This is a genomic window from Streptomyces sp. NPDC051921, from assembly GCF_040680975.1.
In the GTDB taxonomy this organism is placed as follows: domain Bacteria; phylum Actinomycetota; class Actinomycetes; order Streptomycetales; family Streptomycetaceae; genus Streptomyces.
This window is the reverse complement of the sequence record NZ_JBFAXU010000002.1, coordinates 67,913-91,965: the sequence shown is the minus strand read 5'-3', so window position 1 is coordinate 91,965 and position 24,053 is coordinate 67,913. Positions and strand designations below refer to the sequence as shown.

Annotated in this window: 18 protein-coding genes; 10 read left to right on the top strand and 8 right to left on the bottom strand. The window is 72.5% G+C overall.

All coding sequences use genetic code 11. From position 1 onward, the window contains the following. Positions 1–84 precede the first annotated feature (84 nt). The gene (locus AB0M16_RS03090) at positions 85–1,320 is read left to right on the top strand and encodes an alginate lyase family protein (protein ID WP_365338105.1); all 1,236 of its coding nucleotides are present in this window, start codon (positions 85–87) and stop codon (positions 1,318–1,320) included. A gap of 4 nt (positions 1,321–1,324) precedes the next feature. Here the strand turns inward: AB0M16_RS03090 and AB0M16_RS03085 are convergent, their stop codons facing one another. From AB0M16_RS03085 to glgX, 6 genes are all read right to left on the bottom strand, one after another. Further along, positions 1,325–2,887, bottom strand: a complete 1,563-nt coding sequence (locus tag AB0M16_RS03085; RefSeq protein WP_365338103.1) for a histidine kinase — start codon at positions 2,885–2,887, stop codon at positions 1,325–1,327. Beyond that, complete coding sequence (locus AB0M16_RS03080; RefSeq protein WP_365338101.1) at positions 2,880–3,536, bottom strand: response regulator transcription factor; 657 nt, start codon at positions 3,534–3,536, stop codon at positions 2,880–2,882. Before AB0M16_RS03080 ends, AB0M16_RS03085 begins: the two co-directional genes overlap by 8 nt. A 91-nt stretch (positions 3,537–3,627) precedes the next feature. Beyond that, positions 3,628–5,646: a M4 family metallopeptidase gene (locus AB0M16_RS03075; protein ID WP_365338099.1), complete on the bottom strand. Its 2,019-nt coding sequence runs from the start codon at positions 5,644–5,646 to the stop codon at positions 3,628–3,630. Between the two features lie 649 nt (positions 5,647–6,295). Then, positions 6,296–8,152 carry an ABC transporter ATP-binding protein gene (locus tag AB0M16_RS03070; RefSeq protein ID WP_365338097.1) on the bottom strand — a complete coding sequence of 619 codons (1,857 nt, stop codon included), beginning with the start codon at positions 8,150–8,152 and terminating at the stop codon, positions 6,296–6,298. Beyond that, positions 8,149–9,948 (bottom strand): ABC transporter ATP-binding protein, encoded by a 1,800-nt coding sequence (locus tag AB0M16_RS03065; RefSeq protein WP_365338095.1) that lies wholly within the window; start codon positions 9,946–9,948, stop codon positions 8,149–8,151. The genes AB0M16_RS03070 and AB0M16_RS03065 overlap by 4 nt, the downstream gene beginning before the upstream one ends. Before the next feature lie 228 nt (positions 9,949–10,176). Beyond that, on the bottom strand, positions 10,177–12,315 hold the full coding sequence (glgX, locus tag AB0M16_RS03060) for a glycogen debranching protein GlgX (protein WP_365338729.1): 2,139 nt from the start codon (positions 12,313–12,315) through the stop codon (positions 10,177–10,179). A 229-nt stretch (positions 12,316–12,544) separates the two neighbouring features. Here glgX and AB0M16_RS03055 point away from each other — a divergent pair, with 229 nt between their 5' ends. The 6 genes from AB0M16_RS03055 (at position 12,545) to AB0M16_RS03030 (ending at position 19,031) form a co-directional block, all read left to right on the top strand. Continuing rightward, entirely contained in the window at positions 12,545–13,762 is a 1,218-nt protein-coding gene (locus AB0M16_RS03055; RefSeq protein WP_365338093.1) for an Ig-like domain-containing protein, read from the top strand. A gap of 183 nt (positions 13,763–13,945) precedes the next feature. Next, positions 13,946–15,190, top strand: coding sequence for an Ig-like domain-containing protein (locus tag AB0M16_RS03050; protein WP_365338091.1), 1,245 nt, complete (start codon positions 13,946–13,948; stop codon positions 15,188–15,190). Positions 15,191–15,284: 94 nt separating this feature from the next. Further along, positions 15,285–16,052 carry an enoyl-CoA hydratase-related protein gene (locus AB0M16_RS03045; protein ID WP_365338089.1) on the top strand — a complete coding sequence of 256 codons (768 nt, stop codon included), beginning with the start codon at positions 15,285–15,287 and terminating at the stop codon, positions 16,050–16,052. Positions 16,053–16,185: 133 nt separating this feature from the next. After that, complete coding sequence (locus AB0M16_RS03040) at positions 16,186–16,689, top strand: ATP-binding protein (RefSeq protein WP_365338087.1); 504 nt, start codon at positions 16,186–16,188, stop codon at positions 16,687–16,689. Between the two features lie 393 nt (positions 16,690–17,082). Continuing rightward, on the top strand, positions 17,083–17,844 hold the full coding sequence (locus tag AB0M16_RS03035) for a polysaccharide deacetylase family protein (RefSeq protein ID WP_365338085.1): 762 nt from the start codon (positions 17,083–17,085) through the stop codon (positions 17,842–17,844). Beyond that, entirely contained in the window at positions 17,844–19,031 is a 1,188-nt protein-coding gene (locus tag AB0M16_RS03030; RefSeq protein WP_365338083.1) for a hypothetical protein, read from the top strand. The genes AB0M16_RS03035 and AB0M16_RS03030 overlap by 1 nt, the downstream gene beginning before the upstream one ends. 152 nt (positions 19,032–19,183) lie before the next feature. On the opposite strand, the gene AB0M16_RS03025 is transcribed toward AB0M16_RS03030, so the two are convergent. After that, positions 19,184–19,822, bottom strand: coding sequence for a GNAT family N-acetyltransferase (locus tag AB0M16_RS03025; protein WP_365338081.1), 639 nt, complete (start codon positions 19,820–19,822; stop codon positions 19,184–19,186). Positions 19,823–19,896: 74 nt separating this feature from the next. On the opposite strand from AB0M16_RS03025, the gene AB0M16_RS03020 reads away from it, so the two are divergent. From AB0M16_RS03020 to AB0M16_RS03010, 3 genes are all read left to right on the top strand, one after another. After that, the gene (locus AB0M16_RS03020; protein WP_365338079.1) at positions 19,897–20,112 is read left to right on the top strand and encodes an EF-hand domain-containing protein; all 216 of its coding nucleotides are present in this window, start codon (positions 19,897–19,899) and stop codon (positions 20,110–20,112) included. Between the two features lie 241 nt (positions 20,113–20,353). Next, complete coding sequence (locus AB0M16_RS03015) at positions 20,354–21,916, top strand: hypothetical protein (protein WP_365338077.1); 1,563 nt, start codon at positions 20,354–20,356, stop codon at positions 21,914–21,916. Beyond that, positions 21,913–22,557, top strand: coding sequence for a hypothetical protein (locus tag AB0M16_RS03010; protein ID WP_365338075.1), 645 nt, complete (start codon positions 21,913–21,915; stop codon positions 22,555–22,557). The genes AB0M16_RS03015 and AB0M16_RS03010 overlap by 4 nt, the downstream gene beginning before the upstream one ends. 58 nt (positions 22,558–22,615) lie before the next feature. Here AB0M16_RS03010 and AB0M16_RS03005 read toward each other — a convergent pair whose 3' ends face one another. Further along, positions 22,616–23,986: an L-serine ammonia-lyase gene (locus AB0M16_RS03005; protein WP_365338073.1), complete on the bottom strand. Its 1,371-nt coding sequence runs from the start codon at positions 23,984–23,986 to the stop codon at positions 22,616–22,618. Positions 23,987–24,053 lie beyond the last annotated feature (67 nt).

The following is a 24,053-nucleotide window of genomic DNA, read 5'->3' as shown; positions in this document are numbered from 1 at the left end:
CTAGGTTCCACGCTCGACGCGGAGTTCATTCTCCCGACCCGTGTTCACATCGTTGAACTTCGGCGAGCGAAAGGTACCCCCCACATGCGCCTTCGAGCTCTGGTCCTGACCGTCGCGGCGGCCGCCGCACTCATCGCGGCCCCGACGGCCGCCGCCGGACCCGCACCGACACCCGCCGCCGCTCCCGCGCCGGCACCCGTCCTCCAGGGACAGGCGGCGGCCGCCCCCGCCGCCTTCACCCACCCCGGCGTCCTCGTCGGCACCGCCCAGCTCGATTTCGTCCGGGCCAAGGTCCAGGCCGGGGCCCAGCCCTGGAAGGGCGCCTACGACCAGATGATGGCGAGCCCCTACGCCTCGCTCACCCGCACCCCCAAGCCCCGCGCGATCGTCGAGTGCGGCTCGTCCTCCAACCCCAACTACGGCTGCACGGACGAGCGTCAGGACGCCGTCGCCGCCTACACCCAGGCCCTCGCCTGGTACCTCACCCGCGACGCCCGGCACGCGAAGAAGGCCATCGAGATCATGGACGCCTGGTCGGCCGTGATCCAGGACCACACCAACTCCAACGCCCCGCTCCAGACCGGCTGGGCCGGCTCCTCCTGGCCCCGGGCCGCCGAGATCGTCAAGTACACCTACACCGGAGGCTGGCCGAACGCCGGCCGCTTCGCGACCATGCTCCGGAACGTCTACCTGCCGGAGGTGTCGGGCGGCGCCGCCCTCACCAAGAACGGCAACTGGGAGCTCATCATGACCGAGGCGGCGATCGGCATCGCCGTCCATCTGGAGGACCGCGCCGCCTACGACAAGGCCGTCGCCACCTACCTCGGCCGGGTCCCGGCCTACGTCTACCTCGCGACCGACGGCGCCCTGCCCAAGCCGCCGCCGAACAGCTCGATCGACACCCGCGACGAGATCGTCAGGTACTGGCAGGGCCAGAGCACCTTCGCCGACGGCATCTCCCAGGAGACCTGCCGGGACTTCGGCCACACCGGGTGGGGCCTCGCCGCCGCCGTCCACACCGCCGAGACCAGCCGCCTCCAGGGCCAGGACCTCTACCCCCGGGTCGCCGAACGCCTCCGGCACGCACTCGGCTTCCACACCAGGTACGAGAACGGCACCGCCGTCCCGTCCTGGCTGTGCGGCGGCGCCGTCAAGCTCGGCCTCGGCCCGGTCACCGAGGTCGGCTACAACGCCCTCCACCACCGCCTCGGCATCGGCATGACCAACACCGGCGTCTACACCGAAGGACGTCGCCCGGCCGGCACCGACAACTACTTCGTCTCCTGGGAGACCCTGACCCACGCCGAGAACCCGAACTGACCCCTCAGCCCAGCTCCGCCCTTCCGGCCAGCCGCCCGTCCACGTAGCAGAGCCGGTACACCGGGATCGCCGCGAGCATGGTCGAGCGGTAGTACAGACACTCGTCCATGCCCGGCGGCTCGGCCGGCACCCGATGCGGACGCCCGTCGAGATGCCGGTCCGGCAGGTGCTCGGCGACCTCGGCGCGGGTCTGGCCGATCCGGATCCGGGCGTAGTCCTCCGGCTCCAGGTACGTCTGGTGCTGGGTGTACAGGGCGACCCCCGCCATCAGCACCCCGAGCGCCGCGAGCAGCGCCAGGGGGATCCAGATCGCCCGCGCCAGCCCCTGCCGTACCTGTCGGCGGGCCAGGTCCAGTTCGCGCGCCGACCGCGGCGCGGCGGCACGCGGCGCGGGCGGCCGCAGCGGCAGCACGGCGGACAGCACGAAGCCCCCCTCGGTGGTGATCCGGTGCCGCAGCGAACCGCCCGCGAGCCGCACCCGCTCGTCGAGTCCGACCAGACCGGCCCCGCCGGACGCCAGACCCGAGGGCGAGGTCGTGGCGGACCCCCCGTCCCCCCGCGCGGACCGCGCCGCGGGCTGCTCCGCGTCGAGGCCCGGCCCGTTGGTGATCCGGACCCGCACCGTGCCCGCGTCCCTCTCGACCACGACCGCCACCGGCGCGCCGGGCGCGTGCTTGGCCGCGTTCGTCAGGCCCTCCTGCACCACGCGGTGCAGCGCCCGGGCGGCCATCTCCGAGGGCGGCTCCGCCGCGTCCGCGAGCGTCACCGCCAGACCGGACTCCCGGGCCCGGGCCACCAGCTCGGCCACCGTCTCGTCCGGCGGCGCCACCGGCGCCTCGTCGTCACCCTCGCGGAGCACCCCGATGATGTCCCGCAGCCGGGCGGTCGCGTCCGCCGCCGCCCGGCGCAGCTCGCCCGCCGCCCGCTGCTGCTCGGCGCCGAGCGCCGGGTCGAGTTCGAGCGCGCCCGCCCGCAGCGCCAGCAGGGCCAGGTCGTGGCCGAGCGAGTCGTGCATGTCGCCCGCGATCCGGGACCGCTCGCGCAGCCGCTCGCGGTCCGCGACCGCCGCCTGCTCGCGCTCCATCCGGTCGGCCAGCTGCCAGCCGCTGCGCACCAGCCGGTCGTACTGCCGCATGTACCGCCCGATCAACCAGGGCGCGACCACGGCGAGGGCCAGCGACAGCAGCAGGGCGAACCAGTGCGCCGGCGTCCCACCGGTCACCAGGACGAGGACGAGCCCCGCCACCGGCACCGCGCCGAACAGCCACAGGGCCGGCCGGGTCCGCTCCTCCCGGCGCCCGGCGAGATAGCCGAAGGCGACCAGGGCGAGCACGTACGAGGGCGTGAACAGCTCCGCGCCGTGCACCAGCGAGACCGCGACGGCGAGGGCCAGCGGCGCCACCGGCCACCGCCTGCCGAGCGCCACCCCCACCGCGAGCAGCGCCACGCCCACCGCCACCTGCGTCCACGAACCGCCGTCGTTCGCATCGGACCTGAGCAGCACGGGCACGCACAGCAGCAGCCACAGCAGGACGTCGAACGCCCGCTCGCGGGTCGTGTCACTCATCGGGGACCAGCCCGGCCTCGTACGCGAGGATCGCCAGCTGCACCCGGTTGCGCAGCCCGACCCGGCCCAGGACCGCGCTCACGTGCGCCTTGACCGTGGCCTCGACCACGTGGAGCCGCTCGGCGATCTCCTGGTTGGACAGGCCCGCGCCGACCAGGGCCACCACCTCGCGCTCGCGTCCGGTGAGCGGGGCGAGCCGGGTCCGCGCGTCGGCGGCCCTGGTGAAGCGCGCGCCGCCGAGGGTGTCGATGACCCGGCGGGCGACCACGGGGGACAGGAAGGCGGCGCCCTCGGCGACCGCCCGCACCCCGGCGATCAGCTCCCGCGGATCGCCCGACTTCAGCAGGAAGCCGCTGACCCCGCAGCCCAGCGCCCGTTCGATGTACGCGTCCTCGGAGAAGGTGGTGAGCACCACGAGCGCCGCCGAGGGCACCGCCCGGCGCAGCTCCTCGGCCGCGCCGAGTCCGTCGAGCCGGGGCATGCGGATGTCGAGGAGGACGACGTCGGGCCGGTGGAGCCGCGCGCACTCCACGGCCTCGTGTCCGTCGCCGGCCTCGGCGACCACCTCGATCCCGGGGTCGGTGGCGAGGATCGCCTTCACCCCGGCCCGGATCATCGCCTCGTCGTCCGCAAGGAGCACCCTGATCATCAGCCCACCCTACGCAGACGCGCGGACGCCCGGAGGGAACGTTCCCTCCGGGCGTCCGTCAGTTCACTTCACTTCCGGCGTGGCCCGACCCTTACGGGAAGGTCAGCTTGAAGCTGTTGATGTAGCCGGTGTCGATCGCGGCCTTGTCCTGGACGCGGAGCTTCCAGACGCCGTTGGCGACCTCGGAGGAGGCGTTCACGGTGTAGGTCTGGTTGATGTTGTCCGCGCTGCCGCCGGAGCGGTTGTGCAGGTTGTAGACCGAGCCGTCGGGGGCGATCAGGTCGACGACGAGGTCACCGATGTAGGTGTGGACGATGTTCACACCGACGGAGAGGTTGCTCGGGGCGTTGCCGGTGATGCCGGAGACGGTCAGCGACGAGGTCACCGCGGTGCTGTTGTCCGGGATGGAGACGTCGGCGTCGTTGGTGAACACCGTGCCGCCGCCGGGGCCGCCGGGGCGGGAGCCGACGTTGATGGCGGCCCAGGCGTTCTCGACGGCCGTCACCTCGGCGCTGCCCGCGCCGTACAGCTCGGTGGCCGCCGCGACGGTGCCCGTGCGGGCGCCGGCGTAGTTGGTGTTCGAGTTGAACTTGGTGGTGAGCGCCTTGAACCAGATCAGCGAGGCCTTGTCCCGGCCGATGCCGGTGACGGGCAGACCGTCGGAGGTCGGCGAGTCGTAGTTCACGCCGTTGACGGTCTTGGCGCCGCTGCCCTCGGAGAGCAGGTAGTACCAGTGGTTCGCCGGGCCCGAGGAGTAGTGGACGTCGATCGAGCCGATGCCCGAGTACCAGGAGTCCTTGGACGAGCCGTCCTTGCTCGGCTTGTCCATGTAGCGCAGCGGGGTGCCGTTGCCGCGGATGTCGATCTTCTCGCCGACCAGGTAGTCACCCTTGTCGCTGGCGTTGTTGGCGTAGAACTCGACGGCCGCCGCGAAGATGTCCGAGGTGGCCTCGTTGAGGCCGCCGGACTCGCCGCTGTAGACCAGGCCCGCGGTGTTGGAGGTGACGCCGTGCGTCATCTCGTGCGCGGCCACGTCGATGGACGTGAGCGGCTTGCTGTTGTTCGAGCCGTCGCCGTAGGTCATGCAGAAGCAGGAGTCCGACCAGAAGGCGTTCACGTACGCGTTGCCGTAGTGGACCCGGGAGTACGCCCCGACACCGTCGCCGCGGATACCGCTGCGGCCGTGCACGTTCTTGTAGTAGTCCCAGGTGAGTGCGGCGCCGTAGTGGGCGTCGGCGCCGGCCGTCTCCTTGTTGGAGGGCAGGCCGTTGCCCCAGGTGTCCGTGCTGTTGGTGAACAGCGTGCCGGTGCCGGACGTACCGCCGTTGAGGTTGTACGTCTTGTGGTTGCCGCGGCCGGTGTCCGTCAGCGTGTACGACGGGGCGGTGCCCAGGGTGACCTGGCCGCTGTACATCGTGTTGCCGATGCCGGTCTCGATGGCCTGCCACTCGTAGAGCTTGGCGCCGGTCTTGGCGTCCGTGACGACGTGCAGCTCGCTCGGGGTGCCGTCGTGCTGGATGCCGCCGACGACCGTCTCGTACGCGAGGACGGGGGTGCCGTTGGCGGCCCACACGACCTTGCGCGGGGCGCGGTCGGCCTTGGCGGCCTTGGAGCCCTCGGCGTTCGCGCGGCCGAGCGCCTGCTTCTCGGCGGCGGCCGGCGCGAGGGTGGCCTGGGTGTCCACCTTGGTGATGTCGGCACGCGTGGCCTTGGCGACGGAGGTGGTGGCTCCGGCCTTGGTCTCGGCGACGATCAGGTCACCGCCGAGGACGGGCAGGCCCGCGAAGGTGCGCTCGTAGCGCGTGTGGGTCGTGCCGTCGCGGTCCTGGACGACGTCGCGGACGACCAGCTTCTCCTGGGCGCCGAGGCCGAGCTGCTTCGCCGTGGCGGCGGTGTCCGCCTGGGCGGCCTTGATCAGCGCGGCGCGCTGGGCGGGGGAGAGGTCCGCCGGCAGCTTGCCGGGGTTGGCCTTGGAAGCGGCCTGCGCCGTGGGGGCGGCGCCGAACTGGTCGGCGGTGGCGGTGCCGGTCTGGACGCCGACGGCGATCATGGCGGCGGCAGCGATCAGGGCGCCGGTCGCGGTGGCACGGCGGCTGGGCGTGGATCTCACGCAGACTCCTTTTGCGAGGGGGGTACCGGGGGGCTGGGTGAGGCCGCCCGGGCAGAGCAAGCAGAGCTGTGGAGCACGAACGGGTGAAGCGGTGAACGTTGTTGCGAAGAGCCGGGGGAGAGAGTGGCAGCTGAGACCGTCACCTGTCAGGAGCGCGTCAACAACTTGGCCGGAAATCGTTCGTTGCCCGTGCGTCGCTGTTCGTTAAGCGGACGTTTCAGTAATCGGAACGATGTTGCTGTCGCAGCCCGCGGCCGGCGTCACCGCACGGGAGCATCCGGATGGCACCGCGCCGTGCCCCACGAGGACGATCCGCACGCGGCCTTCCACTCCGTGAGACGGAAGGTGTTCGACGAGCGGGACCACCCGGGGGCGGGCGAGGGGCGCGGAAGGCCCTCGCCCCGCACCGAACGAGCCTTCCGGAAGGGCGGGTCGACGCGAGAAGAGGTCACTCGCCCCGTCCTCGATCTCGACCGGATCGCAGCGCCCGGGGCCCGTCCTCCGGATCACGCCGGGGCCGCGCCGCGGCGGTCCACGATGCTCCTCGGCACCGCCGGCGGCCCCAGGAGATCCTCTGCCGGGGCCGCTCGGGCGACCGAACCCCCGCGGCCTCCGCCCGCCCGGGCGGGCGGAGGCCGCGGGGCGCGGCTCAACCGACCAGGCTGTCCCGCCAGGCCCGGTGCAGACCTGCGTAGCGCCCCTGGCCGCCGACCAGTTCGGCGGGGGAGCCGTCCTCCACCACCCGGCCGGCCTCCATCACCAGGACCCGGTCGGCGACCTCGACCGTGGACAGCCGGTGCGCGATCACCACCGCCGTACGGCCCGCGAGCACCGTGTCCATCGCCCGCTGCACCGCCCGCTCGCCCGGCACGTCGAGCGAGCTGGTCGCCTCGTCCAGGATCAGCACCGCCGGATCGGCCAGCAGCGCCCTGGCGAACGCCACCAGTTGACGCTGACCCGCCGAGATCCGGCCGCCGCGCTTGCGGACGTCCGTGTCGTAGCCGTCCGGCAGGCCCGCGATGAACTCGTGCGCTCCGATCGCCTTGGCGGCCTGCTCGATCTCCGCGCGGCTCGCCTCCGGCCGCCCGATCGCGATGTTCTCCGCGACCGACCCCGAGAACAGGAACGCCTCCTGCGTCACCATCACCACGCCCCGCCGCAGCTCCGGCGTGGCGAGGTCGCGCAGATCGACCCCGTCGAGCAGGACCCGGCCCTCCGTCGGGTCGTAGAACCGGGCGAGCAGCTTCGCGAGCGTCGACTTGCCCGCACCCGTCGCCCCGACCACGGCGACCGTCTGGCCGGCCGGGATCGTCAGGTCGAAGCGCGGCAGCACCTCGCCGCCCGTCCGGTACGCGAAGCGGACCCCGTCGAACACCACCGCGCGCCCCGGCGTGCCGGTCCGCGCGGGCAGCTCCCGCGGCGCCGCCGCCTCGGGGACGCCCGGCTCCTGGGCGAGCAGCCCGGCGATCTTGGTGAGCGAGGCGGCGGCCGACTCGTACGAGTTGAGGAACATGCCGAGCCGGTCGATCGGGTCGTACAGCCGCCGCACGTACAGCACGGCCGCCGCGAGCACGCCGAGCTCCAGGCTGTCGTCCGCCACCCGCCACGCGCCCCACAGACACATGCCGGCCACGGCGGTGTTGGCGACGAGCCGGGAGCCGACCACGTAGCGGGCCATCTCCAGGAGCGCGTCGCCGTTGCTGCGCGCGTGCCGCTCGTTGAGCACGGCGAACTCGGCGTCGTTGGCCCGCTCCCGGCGGAACGCCCGCACCGGCCGGATCCCGTTCATCGTCTCCGCGAACTTCACGATCACCCCGGCGATCGCCGTGGAGCGCGCCGCGAAGACCAGGGCCGAGCGGCGCCGGTAGAGCCGTACGAGCAGGTACAGCGGCCCGAAGGAGGCCACCGCGACCGCACCGATGCCCAGGTCGAGCCAGAGCAGCGTCGCCGAGATCGACACGAACGAGAGCACCACCACGACCAGCTCCTGGAGCCCCTCGTTGAGCAGCTCCCGCAGCGACTCCACGTCGGTGGTGGACCGGGAGATCAGCCGCCCGGAGGTGTAGCGCTCGTGGAAGTCGACGCTGAGGACCTGCGCGTGCCGGAAGATCCGGCCGCGCAGGTCCAGCAGCACGGCCTGGTTGACCCGGGCCGCGACCCGGATGAACGCGTACTGCAGCAGGGCACCGCCCGCCGCGCACGCCAGATACCCGAGTGCCACCGCGACGAGCGGCCCGTGGTCCCCGTCGCGGAAGGCCGGCACCCCCCGGTCGATCGCGTACGCCACCAGCAACGGCCCCGCCTGCAGCGCCGCCTGCTGGACGAGCAGCACCACCGCGGCCACCACGACCCGCGCCCGGTGCGCGGCGAGCAGCGACCGCAGCAGCCGGCCGGTGGCCCCAGGGGCGGCGGGCAGGTCGTCCTGGTCGAAGGGGTCGCCACCGGGGTCCGCCGTCACCGGGTGCGGATCGGCGGCCTCCCGGGTGTCCGTGGTCGAGTCCGTCATCGTGTCCCCTCGTGCTCCGTCTCGCCGGACATCAGCCACGCGTACTCGGCGCTGCTGCCCAGCAGTTCGTGGTGGGTGCCGACGGCCGTGACGCGGCCGCCCGACAGCAGGGCGACGCGGTCGGCGAGCAGCACCGTCGACGGGCGGTGGGCCACCACCAGGGCCGTCGTGCCGCGCAGCACCTCGCGGAGGGCCGCCTCGACCCGGGCCTCGGTGTGCACGTCGAGCGCCGACAGCGGGTCGTCCAGGACCAGGAAGCGCGGGTTCCCGACGACGGCGCGGGCCAGCGCGAGCCGCTGCCGCTGCCCGCCCGACAAGCTCAGGCCCTGCTCGCCCACCTCGGTCGCGGCGCCGTCCGGGAGCCGGTCCACGAAGCCGTCCGCCTGGGCGACGGCGAGCGCGCGCCGCAGCTCCGGCCCGGCGGCGTCCGGGCCCGCCCCCATCAGGACGTTCTCGCCGACGCTCGCCGAGAACAGGGTCGGCTCCTCGAACGCCACCGCCACCAGCGTCCGCAGCCGCTCCCGCGTCATGAGCGTGATGTCCTCGCCGTCGAGGAGGATCCGTCCGCCGGTCGCCTCGTGCAGCCGCGGTACGAGCGCGGTGAGCGTGGTCTTGCCCGAACCGGTGCCGCCGACCAAAGCCATCGTCTCGCCGGGCCGGATGTGCAGGTTCACCCCGTCGAGCACCGGCGGGGCGTCCGCGGGCGCGTCCGGGAAGCGGAAGGAGACGTTCTCGAACCGGACCCCGTCGGCGACCGGGTCGGCGCGGGGCTCGTCCGGGGCGTCCGGATCCGTCTCCTCCACCGCGTCCATGACCTCGAAGTACCGTTCGGTCGCCGTCGCCGCCTCCTGGCTCATCGCCAGCAGGAAGCCGATCGACTCCACCGGCCAGCGCAGCGCGAGCGCCGTCGACAGGAACGCCACCAGCGTGCCCGCGGACAGGTCCCCGTCGGCGACCTGCACGGTGCCGATCACCAGTGCGGCGCCGACGGCCACCTCGGGCAGCAGCGTGATGAGCGCCCAGATCCCGGCGAGCAGCTTCGCCTTGCCCAGCTCGGTGGCACGCAGCCGCTCCGCCAGCGTCCGGAACGCCTCCGCCTGACTGCGGTGCCGGCCGAAGCCCTTGACGATCCGGATGCCGAGCACGCTCTCCTCGACGACCGTCGTCAGATCGCCCACCTGGTCCTGCGCCCTCCGCGCGACCACCGCGTACCGCCGCTCGAAGGCCGAGCAGAGGATCACCATCGGCGCCACCGGCGTCAGCAGCACCAGGCCCAGCGTCCAGTCCTGGGCGAGCAGCACCAGGTAACCGGCCAGGATCGTCACGCCGTTGACCAGCAGGAAGGTCAGGGGGAAGGCCAGGAACATCCGGACCATCATCAGGTCCGTGGTGCCGCGCGACAGCAGCTGGCCGGAAGCCCACCGGTCGTGGAAGGCGATCGGCAGCCGCTGCAGCCGGCCGTACAGGGCGCCCCGCATCTCCGCCTCGACCCCGGCGAGGGGCCGGGCCACCAGCCAGCGCCGGAAGCCGAAGAGCACCGCCTCCGCGATCCCGAGCAGCAGCAGGTACAGCGCGCCGAGCCACACCCCCGTGGTGTCGCCGTCCGTGACCGGTCCGTCGACCAGCCACTTGAGGACGAGCGGGATGACCAGCGACAGACAGGACGCGACGGTCGCGACGACGGCCGCGGTGAACAGGCGTGCGCGCACCGGGCGGACGTACGGCCACAGGCGCAGCAGCGAGCGCACGGCCGAGCGGGCGGGCGGGGTTCCGGGGGGTGTGTGTTCTGAAGGCATCAGGCCCGAGCCTAGGGTTCACCCCTGACATCGCTCACATGGTTTTCCGGCCGCCGCCGGACCGCCGCCCCCCGGGCGAGGCCGGCGGCGCGGCGCGGAGGGACCTCGGCGGTCCCGGGGCCGGCGGCGGGCCGGCGCCGCTCGTCAGCAGCCCCGGCGGGACCCGCGCGCCGTGCGGAACCTCGGCCCGGCCCGCCCCGGAGCACGACGCGCTGCCCGGGCCTCCCGCTAGCCCCCCACCCGCAGCAGCACCACCGACCGCGCCGCGACCGTGATCGTCCCGCCGCCCGGGTGCACCGTGCCGGGTGGCTGGGACTGGTCCTCCCGGGCGGTGTCGACGACCAGTTCGTACGACTCCGCCCACGGCGGGCCGGGCAGCCGGAAGTCCACCGGGCGGTGGCCCGCGTGCAGCACGGCGAGGAAGCTGTCGTCGGCGACCTGCTCGCCGCGGGCGTCGCGGCCCGGTATGTCGCGGCCCGACAGGTAGAGGCCGAGCGTGGCGGCGGGGGCGTACCAGTCGTGTTCGGTCATCTCGGTGCCCCCGGCGGTGAACCAGGCCAGGTCGCGCAGCCCGTCCGCCTGCGCGCGGCCGGAGAAGAAGGCGCGGCGGCGCAGCACGGGGTGCCGGTGGCGCAGGGCGAGGAGGCGGCGGGTGAGCGCCAGGAGCTGGCCGCGGCCGGGATCCTCGGGGAGCGTCCAGTCCAGCCAGCCGATCTCGTTGTCCTGACAGTAGGCGTTGTTGTTCCCGCCCTGCGTGCGGCCCATCTCGTCGCCGGCGACGAGCATCGGCACGCCGGTCGACAGGAGCAGGGTGGTGATGAGGTTGCGCAGCTGCCGGCGGCGCAGGGCGGTGACGGCCGGGTCGTCGGTCTCGCCCTCGGCGCCGCAGTTCCAGGAGCGGTTGTCGTGGGTGCCGTCCCGGTTGCCCTCGCCGTTGGCCTCGTTGTGCTTGCGCTCGTACGTGACGAGGTCGCGCAGCGTGAAGCCGTCGTGGGCGGTGACGAAGTTGACGGAGGCGTACGGGCGCCGCCCGCCCCACGCGTACAGGTCGCTGGAGCCGGACAGCCGGTAGCCGAGGTCCCGCACGTCGGGCAGGGCGCCGCGCCAGAAGTCCCGTACGGCGTCGCGGTAGCGGTCGTTCCACTCGGTCCACAGCGGCGGGAAGGAGCCCACCTGGTAGCCGCCGTTGCCGACGTCCCACGGCTCGGCGATGAGCTTGACCCGGCGCAGCACCGGGTCCTGGGCGATGACGGCGAGGAAGGGGGAGAGCATGTCCACGTCGTGGAAGGAGCGGGCGAGGGCCGCCGCCAGGTCGAAGCGGAAGCCGTCCACGCCCATCTCGGTCACCCAGTAGCGCAGTGAGTCGGTGATGAGGCGGAGGACCTGGGGCTGCACCACGTGCAGGGTGTTGCCGCAGCCGGTGTAGTCGGCGTAGCGGCGGGCGTCGGACTGGAGGCGGTAGTAGCCGCGGTTGTCGATGCCCTTCAGGGACAGCGTGGGGCCGAGCTCGCCGGCCTCCGCCGTGTGGTTGTAGACCACGTCGAGGATGACCTCGATGCCGGCCGCGTGCAGCGCCCGCACCATCCGCTTGAACTCGCCGACCTGCTGGCCGGCCGTCCCGCTCGACGAGTAGCCGGCGTGCGGGGCGAAGTAGCCGATCGAGTTGTAGCCCCAGTAGTTGGTGAGGCCCCGCCGCAGCAGGTGGTCCTCGTGGGCGAACTGGTGCACCGGCAGCAGCTCGACCGCGGTCACCCCGAGCCGTACGAGGTGCTCGATCGCCGCGGGGTGCGCGAGCCCCGCGTAGGTGCCGCGCAGGTGCTCGGGGATGCCGGGGTGGAGCCGGGTGAAGCCCTTGACGTGCAGCTCGTAGATGACCGAGTCGGGCCAGGGCGTCTTGGGGCGGCGGTCGTCCGACCAGTCGTCGTCGTCCTGGACGACCACCCCCTTGGGCACGTGCGGGGCCGAGTCCCGCTCGTCGCGGACGGTGTCCGCGACGTGCTGCTGCGGCCAGTCACGGACGTGCCCGTACACCTCGGGCGGCAGCGAGAAGTCGCCGTCGACGGCCCGCGCGTACGGGTCGAGGAGCAGCTTCGCCGGGTTCCAGCGGGCCCCGGTCCACGGGTCCCAGCGCCCGTGCACCCGGTAGCCGTAGCGCTGCCCGGGGCCGACGCCGGGCACGAAGCCGTGCCAGATCTCGTGCGTGAGTTCGGTCAGCTCCAGGCGGGTCTCGGTGCCGTCGGGGTCGAACAGGCACAGCTCCACCGCCTCCGCCCCGCCCGCCCACAGCGCGAAGTTGGTGCCCGCGACCCCGTCGGGCCCGACCCGGCACCGCGCGCCGAGCGGCGTCGGCGCCCCCGGCCACACCACCCGGCCCGGCCGCCCCTCCGGGGCGCGGGCATGCTCACGTACCGCCTCCTGCTCGGCTGCGCTCGACACCGTCCCGGCCTCCCGCGGCTCTCCCACGTGTCACGGAGCCCGGCGTCCCGGCCGCGGCTCCCCGCACGTGGTCCTCCCACCTGTTCTGCCCGCACGGCCGTGCTCCCAACATGCACCGCACGCACGTTTCCCCTGGAGGGTGGCCGTCGTTGGGCTGAGCGTGACACTTGTACTGAAGCGGGCGGGGTACGCGTTCGCCGTCGCGGCCCTCCTCGCGGGCCTCACGGGCTGCACCGGATCGGACGGCGGCGGGGGAGCGGGCCTCCCCCTGCCGGGCAAGGCGAGGGCACCCGGCGACGTGATCCGGGTGAGCCCGGAGGACGGCAGCCGCGGGGTGTCCGCCGACGGCCCCGTGGAGATCGCGGTGGACAGCGGGCGCCTGGAACGGGTGAGAGTCGTCCAGGTGGAGGACGCGCAGCGGACCGAGGTCGCGGGGGAGATCTCCACGGACGGCCTGCGCTGGCGGCCCCGCTCCGGCACCCGGCTCGCGCTCGCCGCCAAGTACAGCGTGGACGCCGTCGCGCTCGACGGACACGGCCGCCGCTCGGCCCGGCACACCACGTTCACGACCGTCGTCCCCGAGCACCGCTTCATCGGCTACTTCAAACCGGAGAACCGCTCCACGGTCGGCACCGGGATGATCGTCTCCTTCTCCTTCAACCGCGAGATCGAGAACCGGGCGGAGGTCGAGCGGGCCATCCGGATCACCTCGCGGCCGCCGGTGGAGGTCGTCGGCCACTGGTTCGGCAAGGACCGGCTCGACTTCCGCCCCGCCGCGTACTGGCGGCCCGGCACCCAGGTCACCGTCGAGCTCGCGCTGCGGGACGTCGAGGGCGCACCGGGCGTCTACGGGACCCAGCGCAAGACGGTCGGCTTCACGGTGGGCCGCTCGCAGGTCTCCCTCGTCGACGCCGAGAAGCACACGATGGAGATCCGCCGGGGCGGCGAGGTGCTCACCACGCTGCCCGTCACGGCCGGGGCGCCGAAGACCACCACCTACAACGGCAAGATGGTGGTCACCGAGATGTACGACGTGACGCGGATGGACGGACGGACCGTCGGCTTCGGCGGCGAGTACGACATCAAGGACGTGCCGCACGCGATGCGGCTCACCGATTCCGGCACCTTCCTGCACGGCAACTACTGGGCCGCGGCCTCGACCTTCGGCTCGGCCAACGTCAGCCACGGCTGCGTCGGGCTGAGGGACGTGAAGGGCGGCGGCTCGGACACCCCGGCCGGCTGGTTCTTCGACCGGACCCTCATCGGCGACGTCATCGAGGTCGTGAACTCGCGCGACAAGCAGGTCGACCCGGGCAACGGGCTGGGCGGCTGGAACATGGAATGGAGCCGTTGGAAGGCCGGCTCCGCGTTGACCTGAGGCCCTCGGCGGCCCGCGGGCCGCGTGTTCGTCCTCCGTATCACGTCAACTGGGACTGAACGGTGACATTCACGAGGAACTTTCGTGTCCTGCGGTGTGATTATCTAACGCCGTGTGCGCGAGAGGATGCGCACGGGGGTGGGGCCCAGGCAGTGCCGGGTCGTGCGAGGGGAGAAGAGCATAGTGAACGGGCAGCCGATATCCGGGACGACCACCGGACGACGCCGCCGTGGCGCACGCCTGGGGGCGCTGGCGACGGGGACGCTGCTCCTCGTCCTGACCGCGTGCGGGGGCGGTGGCACCGGCGGTGAGGCCAAGGGGGGCCAGGACTCCGGCGGCGCGGGCGGGAAGCAGGAGATCGCGGCCTCGCAGGCCGTCGTGACGATCGCCCCGAAGGACGGCGCCGACGCGGTCGCCACCAGCGGCGCCCTGAAGGTGACCGCCGAGCAGGGCAAGCTGACCACGGTCACGGTCGCCGACACCGAGGGCAACGCCGTCGAGGGCAAGATGGCCGCCGACGGCAGCAGCTGGGAGCCGCTCGGCCACCTGGCCGCGAGCACCCAGTACAAGGTGCACGCGATCGCCAAGGACGCCGAAGGCCGTGAGTCGGCGAAGGACACCACCTTCTCCACCCTCACGCCGAAGAACACCTTCGTCGGCCACTACAAGCCGGAGAACGGCGAGACCGTCGGCGTCGGCATGCCGGTCTCCATCAACTTCACCCGCGGCATCACCAACCCGGAGGCCGTCGAGCACGCCATCAAGGTGACGGCGGAGCCGGCCGTGGAGATCGAGGGCCACTGGTTCGGCAACGACCGGCTCGACTTCCGGCCGAAGGAGTACTGGGCCGCGGGCACCAAGGTGACCGTCAAGCTCAACCTGGACGGCGTCGAGGGGCGCCCCGGCGTCTACGGCAAGCAGAAGAAGACCTTCACCTTCACCATCGGCCGCCGCCAGGTCTCCACGGTGGACGCCTCCGCGCACACGATGAAGATCGAGCGTGACGGCGCCGTCATCAAGACCCTGCCGATCACCGCGGGCGCGCCGTCCACGACCACGTACAACGGTCAGATGGTCATCAGCGAGAAGTACAAGGTGACCCGCATGAACGGGGCCACGGTGGGCTTCGGCGGCGAGTACGACATCAAGGACGTGCCGCACGCCATGCGCCTGTCCACGTCGGGCACGTTCGTGCACGGCAACTACTGGGCCTCCTCCTCGACGTTCGGCTCCGCCAACGTCAGCCACGGCTGCGTCGGTCTGCGCGACTCGCGCGGCGCCGGGGACAGCTCGACGCCGGCGGCCTGGTTCTACGACCACTCGCTGATCGGTGACGTCGTCATCGTGAAGAACTCGAAGGACAAGCAGATCCAGCCGGACAACGGCCTCAACGGCTGGAACATGTCCTGGTCGGAGTGGAAGGCGTAACACCCTCCGAGGCGTCACCTCCTTCGACGCGGGCCCCGGTGCTGTGACCAACGGCACCGGGGCCCGCGTCGTTAACGGCGGCTAACCTTCGGGCATGACTGTGAACCTCGAAGTCGCCGAAGGCGTCGGCACGATCCGCCTCGACCGCCCCCCGATGAACGCCCTGGACATCGCCACCCAGGACCGGCTGCGCGAGCTGGCCCAGGAGGCGACCGACCGCGACGACGTGCGCGCCGTGATCCTCTACGGCGGCGAGAAGGTGTTCGCGGCCGGCGCGGACATCAAGGAGATGCAGGTCATGGACCACGCGGCCATGATCAAGCGGTCCCGCGCGCTCCAGGACTCCTTCACCGCGATCGCCCGCATCCCCAAGCCGGTCGTCGCGGCCGTCACCGGCTACGCCCTGGGCGGCGGCTGCGAGCTCGCGCTGTGCGCCGACTACCGGATCGCCGCGGACAACGCCAAGCTGGGCCAGCCCGAGATCCTGCTCGGCCTCATCCCGGGCGCCGGCGGCACACAGCGCCTGTCCCGCCTCGTGGGCCCCTCCAAGGCGAAGGACCTCATCTTCACCGGCCGCATGGTGAAGGCCGACGAGGCCCTCCAGCTCGGTCTGGTCGACCGGGTCGTCCCGGCCGCCGAGATCTACGAGCAGGCCCACGCCTGGGCCGCCAAGCTCGCGCAGGGCCCGGCCATCGCGCTGCGCGCCGCGAAGGAGGCGATCGACCAGGGTCTGGAGGCGGACATCGACACGGGCCTCGCCATCGAGCGCAACTGGTTCGCCGGCCTGTTCGCCACCGAGGACCGCGAGCGCGGCATGCGCAGCTTCGTGGAGGAGGGCCCGGGCAAGGCCAAGTTCGTTTGAGATCCGTGCATTTCTGACGAACGCTGCCTGACTTCGGCACACGCCGGAGGCAGCCTCGTGGAATTGTCGATTCCGGGGGGCGAATCCCCCGGAACGGCCCCGCGCCCCGCTCCGTGCGGCCATGATGGGGGGCATGGCGGGCCTGGAGGGTATGGATCAACCGCGGCAGCGCGGCGGTGCGACCGCCGCACGGTGGGTACCGGCCGCCGAGGACGAACAGGCCGCGGAAGCACTGCACTTGTACGGGAACCCGGCGGAGGAGGACGTCAGGCTGCCGTCCCGTCCCGAGTCCGCCGCGGTCGCCCGCCGGCTCACCCAGTGGGTCGTCCTGCGCCATTGGGCGCTCACCCCCCAGATCGCCGAGCACGCGGTGCTGCTCGTCTCCGAACTCGTCGGCAACGCCGTCCGCCACACGGGCGCCCGGGTCTTCGCCCTCCGGATGGTGCGGCGCCGCGGCTGGATCCGCGTCGAGGTCCGCGACCCCTCCCGCGGCCTGCCCTGCCTGATGCCGGTCCACGAGCTCGACACCAGCGGCCGCGGCCTCTTCCTCGTCGACAAGCTCTCCGACCGCTGGGGCGTCGATCTGGCCCCCCGCGGCAAGACGACCTGGTTCGAGATGCGGGTCAGCGACCGCTGAGCGGGGGCGGGCGTCCCGGACGCACGAAAGCCCCCGTTCGCCGTGGTGGGGCGCTGGGGGCTTCCGTGTGATGCGCCGTGGAATAGGGGGGTGTATCCACGGCCGCTTGGACGACCTGGCCCGGGTCAATGGGGGTCGTGTCTCCGACTATGGCAGACAGGTGGCCTTCCCGCCAAAAGTCCCTACTGGGGCAGAGTCGGACAAATGCGGACAGTTTACCGATGAATCGTTGGTGACCTAGAGCACCCACCTTGTAAAGCATGAATAAATATGGGGTTCATTGGGTGTTTCCCTGCGTCGTCCGCATAGTGGACGCGGGGAGGCGACCCGCAAACGTCCTGAATCGGCCCAATCGTTATCTTTCCGGCTTACCCGCCCTTAAATGGTCCCGTGATGCCGACCGACCGCCGCGGTGCCCTCCGGGCCGGCGCGGCCACCGCCCTCGCGGGGGCCCTCGCCACCGGCTGCGGGACGGAGCCCCGCCCCGCGCCCCGGCCCCAGGGCCCCGCCCCCGCCGCACCCGTCGCCGCCCCCGCCCCCCGCCGCTGGCCCGGCCTGCCCGTCGAGATCGCCAATGGCCCCCGCGACCGGCCCCGCGTCGCCCTCACCTTCCACGGCCAGGGCGATCCCGCCGTCGCCCGCGCCCTCCTCGACCAGGCCGAACGGCACGGCGCCCGCGTCACCGTCCTCGCCGTCGGCGACTGGCTCGACCGGCACCCCGAGCTGGCCCGCCGCGTCCTCGACGGCGGCCACGACCTCGGCAACCACACCCAGCGCCACCTCGACGTCAACGCGATGGGCGAGTCCGAGGCCTACGCCGAGATCGAGGCCTGCGCCCGCCGGCTGCGCCGGCTCACCGGGTCCATCGGGACCTGGTTCAGGCCTTCCCGCGGCCGGCACGCCGTCGAGGCCGTCCGCCTCGCCGCCGCCCGCGCCGGATACCCGCACGTCCTCTCGTACGACGTCGACTCCCTCGACTTCACGTCACCCGGACCCGCCGCCGTCGTCGCCCACGTCACCGGGAGCATCCGCAACGGATCGGTCGTCAGCCTCCACTTCGGCTACCCGGACACCGTTGCCGCGCTGCCCCTCCTCCTCGCCGACCTCGACCGCCGCGGCCTCTCCGCGGTGACCACCACGGAGTTGCTGACCTGATGCCGACCCCCGCCCCCCGAACGAAGACGCTGGCCGCCGCCCTGCTGCTCGCCCTCGGCCTCGCCGCCTGCGGCAGCCCCCGCCCCGCCGACACCGGCGGCGGCACCAGGAAGGCCGCCGAGCTCCCCGCCGCACCGAAGCCGGCCGCCGCCCCCGCCGGACTGCCCGGCATGCCGCCGCTGCTCCGGCGCGACGACGTCTACGCGGCCGACCGGCCCAACCAACTCTCGCCGGTCGTCAAGGACTTCCCCTCCCGCATCTACGTCCCCAACACCAACTCCAACACGGTCAGCGTCATCGACCCCGCCACCTACAAGGTCGTCGAGACCATCCCCGTCGGCGTCCAGCCGCAGCACGTCGTGCCCTCCTGGGACCTGAAGACCCTCTGGGTCAACAACAACCGCGGCCACACGCTCACCCCCATCGACCCGGCCACCGGGGTCGCCGGAAAGCCGGTCGAGGTCCACGACCCGTACAACCTCTACTTCACCCCGAACGGCAAGTACGCGGTCGTCATGGCCTCGCTCGACCGCGAACTCGTCTTCCGCGATCCCCACACGATGGAGCGGAAGAAGACCGTCCCGGTCAGTTGTTACGGCGTCAACCACGCCGACTTCTCCGCCGACGGGCGCTACTTCGTCGTCTCCTGCGAGTTCTCCGGCGAACTCCTCAAGGTCGACACCGAGAAGATGGAGGTCGTCGGCCAGCAGAAGCTGCCCTTCCAGGGCGCCATGCCGCAGGATGTGAAGATCTCCCCGGACGGCAAGACGTTCTACATCGCCGACATGATGGCGCACGGCATGTGGGTCCTGGACGGCGAGAAGTTCACCACCCCGCAGCTCCTGCCCACCGGCAAGGGCTGCCACGGCCTCTACGTCTCCCGCGACTCCCAGGAGATGTACGTGTCCAACCGCGGCGAGGGCTCCGTCTCCGTCTTCGACTTCGCGCAGGACAAGCTCACCAAGAAGTGGTGGCTCCCCAACGGCGGATCACCCGACATGGGCGGGGTCTCCGCCGACGGCAAGGTCCTGTGGCTCTCCGGCCGCTACAACTCCGAGGTCTACGCGATCGACACCGCCACCGGGAAGCAGCTGGCGCGGATCCCGGTCGGCAGCGGCCCCCACGGCCTGGCGGTCTACCCGCAGCCCGGCCGCTACTCCCTCGGACACACGGGCATCTTCCGGTGACCCCTCGTCCGCCGGTCCGCCGGTCCGCCGGTCCGCCGGTCCGCCGGTCCGCCGGTCCGCCGGTCCGACCGGCGGACCGAGGCGGCCGGACGTCCCTTCGGGGCGGCCTGGCGTCCTCAGGGCCTGTCCGGAGGGTCAGGGGCGGGCAGGCCCTATCCCGCGACGAGCAGCACCTCCGCGCCCACCGGGCGGTAGCCCGCAGCCTGGAAGGTGCGGACGCTGCGGGCGTTGCCGGGAGAGTTCTGCGCCCACACCACGGGGTCCGGGGTCAGGTGGCGGGCCGCCGTCGCCAGTGCCCGGCCCAGGCCCCGGTGCCGTACGTCCTCGTCCACCTCCACGGCGACCTCCATACGGCCCGCCACGCCCCGGCCCATGATCAGCACCCCGCCGTCCGCCGCCCACACCCGGACCTCGTCGCGGTACTTCAACGCCCGCGCCACCCGCGGATGCTCCTGATCCGCGATCTCCCGCAGCTCGATCCCCGGCTCGCCCGGCAGGGCCTCCGCGACCGTCATCAGGTCGACCGTGTTCACGTACCGCCCCGTGCGCGCCATCAGCGCCGCGTGGAACCGCGGGGTCATGCTCGCCACCAGCGGATCCGTCGACGCCGCCGCCAGCTCGGCCCGGATCCACTCCGGGTCCTCGTCCAGGAACACCACCGAGTGCGCGGTGAACGACAGCACCCCCGCGTCCCGCCCGTTCGGCTGCGGGACGATCGTCGTCGAACCGTCCGGCGGAGGGAACGCCCCGCCCGCAACCGCCGCCAGTATCCGTGCCACCTCGCTGCTCATACCGCCATCATCCGTCATGAGCGCGCCCGCTAATCTGACCCCCGACATCGAAGCACCATGAAGGGGCGGAAGCAGTGGCGGACATCGAATCGGCGCGCACGGCATTCAACAAGTTCGACGTGGACGGGGACGGCTTCATCACGGCCTCCGAGTACAAGCACGTCATGGCCGAGATGGGCGACTTCCACGTGACCGAGACCGTCGCCGAGGCGCTCATCAAGCAGCGCGACAGCAACGGCGACGGCGTCCTCTCCTGGGACGAGTTCTGGGCCCACCTCAACAAGGCCTGAGCCCTTCCCGGGGCACGGGTGGGCGGAACCGTACGACCACGCGTACGTACGTGAGCCGCCGCCCGCCCGGCCCCCGGTGACGGTGACGAGGTGACGCTCCGCGTCCCCTCCGCCTCCCCTCCGCGTGCCCGACCGTCCTTCCGGCGCTGTGTACGGGGTCCGCGGCCCGTGGGTGCCGGCTACTCTCCGTGACGAGGCGTGCCGAGCGAGCGAAGTTCCGTGCGGGGGAGGAAAATGGGGAGTGACCCCCACCCCCTCCCTCACCCTCATGTTCACTGCCCTGCGGCTGGTGCGTCGATTGCTGACGGCGGTGCTTCTGAGCGCGGCGATCAGCGTGGCACCGGTCGTCTTCCCTTCCCTGACGGCGCTGTTGCCGCAGGCGGCGGCGGCCTCCATCACCCTGGAACCGCCCAAGGGGCCGCCCGGCAAGTACGTGACGATCTACGGGTCCTTCCCGGCGTGCGGGACGGCGACCGTCACCTTCGACGCGGCCGGTCTCGGGGGCGCCGTGTTCGACCCGGACTCGAAGAAGCTCGACGGTTCCTTCACGGTCCCGAAGGACGCCCAGCCGGGCTCGCACCAGGTCACGGTGACCTGCCAGCCCCAGGGGACACACGCCTCGGCCCCCTTCACGGTGACCGGCCAGTCGGGCGGTGGCAGCACTCCCCCCTTTGCGGCGGACCCGACGCTCAAGCTCGTCCCCGACCACGGAGCGGTCGGCGACGCGTTCGACGCCCAGGGTTCGGGCTTCGCGTGCTCCCCCCAGACCGTCGACCTCTCCGTGGTCGACGGGCCCTCCCTCGGCTCCGGGATCCCCGTGAAGCAGGACGGCTCCTTCTCCTACCGGTCGACCGTCAAGGAGGGCACCGAACCGGGCACCTACACCCTCCGGGCCGCCTGCAGCGCTGACGCGAGCATCTACGCCGACGCCCCCTTCGTCGTCGAGAAGCCGACGCACACCGCGAACCCGGCGCTCGCCCTCAGCAAGGAGAAGGGCGCCGTGGGGGACACCGTCCAGGCGAAGGGCACCGGGTTCACCTGCCCGGACGTCCGCCTCCAGTGGGACGAGGAGAAGCAGCTCGCCACCGCGGCCGTCGACAGCGGCGGCACCTTCGCCGCCCAGTTCACCGTCCCGGACGGCTCGGAGGAGGGCGCGCGCACGGTGCGGGCGGTGTGCACCACTCCTCCGGACCAGTACGCCGACGCCCCGTTCACGGTCACGCCGAAGGGCGGTGGGACCGACAACGGCGGTACGGACAACGGCGGGACCGACAACGGCGGTACGGACAACGGTGGGACGGACAACGGCGGTACGGACGACGGTGGGACGGACAACGGCGGTACGGACGACGGTGGGACGGACAACGGCGGTACGGACGACGGTGGGACCGACAACGGTGGCACGGACGACGGCGGGACCGACAACGGCGGTACGGACAACGGTGGCACCGACAACGGCGGTACGGACAACGGTGGCACCGACAACGGCGGTACGGACAACGGCGGCACCGACAACGGCGGTGGCGGCGGTGGCAGCGGTGGTTCCGCCACCCCGGTCGGTGTGGTCGTCGGATCCACCTCCGGCCTCGCGTTCGCTCTCGCCGCCGCCGCGCTCGTGTACTTCGGGCGGCTGCACCGTGGGCCCCGCTGGGTGCACAAGCACGTGAGCACCGCGCTGCGGCCCGCGACCGGTGCGACGGAGCTGACCGAGGACCGGGCGCCCGGTGAGCCCCCCACCCACACCACCCGGCTCGACCCGCACCCGGACCCCGGCCGGCAGACCCTCGACGAGGAGGAGCGATGACCACGACCGCGCCCCCCATGCCACCGACGACCGTCCGTTCGTTCCTGCTGGGGCCGGAGGAGGGCCTCGACGGCCCGCTGCGGGCCCACGGCACGACGGGGCCGCTGCTCGCCCCGGTGCGCGGCCGGACGACGCGTGCCGCCGACCGGGCCGTCGAGCACGAGCTGGCGACGGTCGTGGACGACTTCCTGGGGCTCGATCTGCTCGACCTCGCGACCGGCGGCTGGCGTGGACACTCCGCCCTGAAGGCCGCCGCACGCCGCACCCGGGACCTGCCCGGCAGCGAGGAGGTCGTGGCGCTCGCGCGCCACCGGATCACCTCCACGCACCGGCCCACCGTCGACGTCTACGTCGACGGGGCGAAGCTCGGCACCCTGGAGGTGGAGCTGGGCCTGGTCCTCTGGGTCTCCGGGCTCGTCTGCGTGGTCCGCGACGCCTGCCTGACCGGGGTGCGCTCGGGGGACTGCGCGGTGGACGCGAGCCTGGCGGTCCAGGGCGCGACGCTCGCCGAGCGCAAGGGCGGCCGGCTCGACCTGCCCGGCCTCTTCGCGCCCCGCGGCCCCGTGCCCCTGCTGAGGGACGAGCCGAGGCCTCAGCAGGCCCCGACCGTCCCGGGGACCGGGTTCCGCGATCAGTGGTGATCAGCGGTGATCAGCGGCAGTCGATCAGTGGGGACGACCACTGATCGGCAGGGGCCGATCAGCACTCGATGATGTTCACCGCGAGGCCGCCACGCGCGGTCTCCTTGTACTTCACGCTCATGTCCGCCCCGGTGTCCTTCATGGTCTTGATGACCTTGTCGAGGGAGACCAGGTGGCTGCCGTCGCCGCGCATGGACATCTTCGCGGCCGTGACGGCCTTGACCGCCGCCATGCCGTTGCGCTCGATGCACGGGATCTGGACCAGGCCGCCGACGGGGTCGCAGGTCAGGCCCAGGTTGTGCTCCATGCCGATCTCGGCGGCGTTCTCGACCTGCTCCGGGCTGCCGCCCAGGACCTCGGCGAGGGCGCCGGCCGCCATGGAGCAGGCGGAGCCGACCTCGCCCTGGCAGCCGACCTCGGCGCCCGAGATGGAGGCGTTCTCCTTGAAGAGCATGCCGATCGCGCCGGCGGCGAGGAGGAAGCGGACCACACCGTCCTCGTCGGCACCCGGCACGAAGTTCATGTAGTAGTGCAGGACCGCGGGGATGATGCCGGCGGCGCCGTTCGTCGGGGCGGTGACCACCCGGCCGCCCGCCGCGTTCTCCTCGTTCACGGCCATCGCGTAGAGGGTGATCCACTCCATCGCGTGCGCGGCCGGATCGCCCTCGGAGCGCAGCTTGCGGGCCGAGGTGGCGGCACGGCGGCGGACCTTGAGGCCGCCCGGCAGGATGCCCTCGCGGGCCATGCCGCGGGAGACGCAGGCCTGCATGACCCGCCAGATCTCCAGGAGGCCCGTGCGGATCTCCTCCTCGGTGCGCCAGGCCTTCTCGTTCTCCAGCATCAGCGAGGAGATCGACAGGCCGGTCTCCTTGGTGAGGCGGAGCAGCTCGTCACCGGTGCGGAAGGGGTACTTCAGGACCGTGTCGTCAGGCACGATCGGGTTCTCTCCGGCCACCGCGTCCTCGTCCACGACGAAGCCGCCGCCGACCGAGTAGTAGGTCTTCTCCAGGACGAGCGCGCCCTCGGCGTCGTACGCGAAGACCGTCATGCCGTTGGCGTGGTAGGGCAGCGCCTTGCGGCGGTGCAGGATCAGGTCGTCGTCGAACGAGAACGGGATCTCGTGGGCGCCGAGCAGGTTGATCCGCCCGCTCTCCTTGATCCGCTCGAACTCGTCGTCGGCGGTCTCCACGTCCACCGTGCGCGGCGAGTGGCCCTCCAGGCCGAGCAGGACGGCCTTCGGGGTGCCGTGCCCGTGGCCGGTCGCGCCGAGCGAGCCGTACAGCTCCGCCCGTATGGCGGCCGTGTGGGCGAGCAGGCCCTCGTTCTTCAGCCGGCGGGCGAACATGCGGGCCGCGCGCATCGGGCCCACCGTGTGGGAGCTCGACGGACCGATGCCGATCGAGAACAGGTCGAAGACCGAGATGGCCACGGGGACTCCTTGTGGGGCTAGACGCCGTTGTCTGCCGGGGTGGTGCAGAACAGCAGGAAGAGCGGGT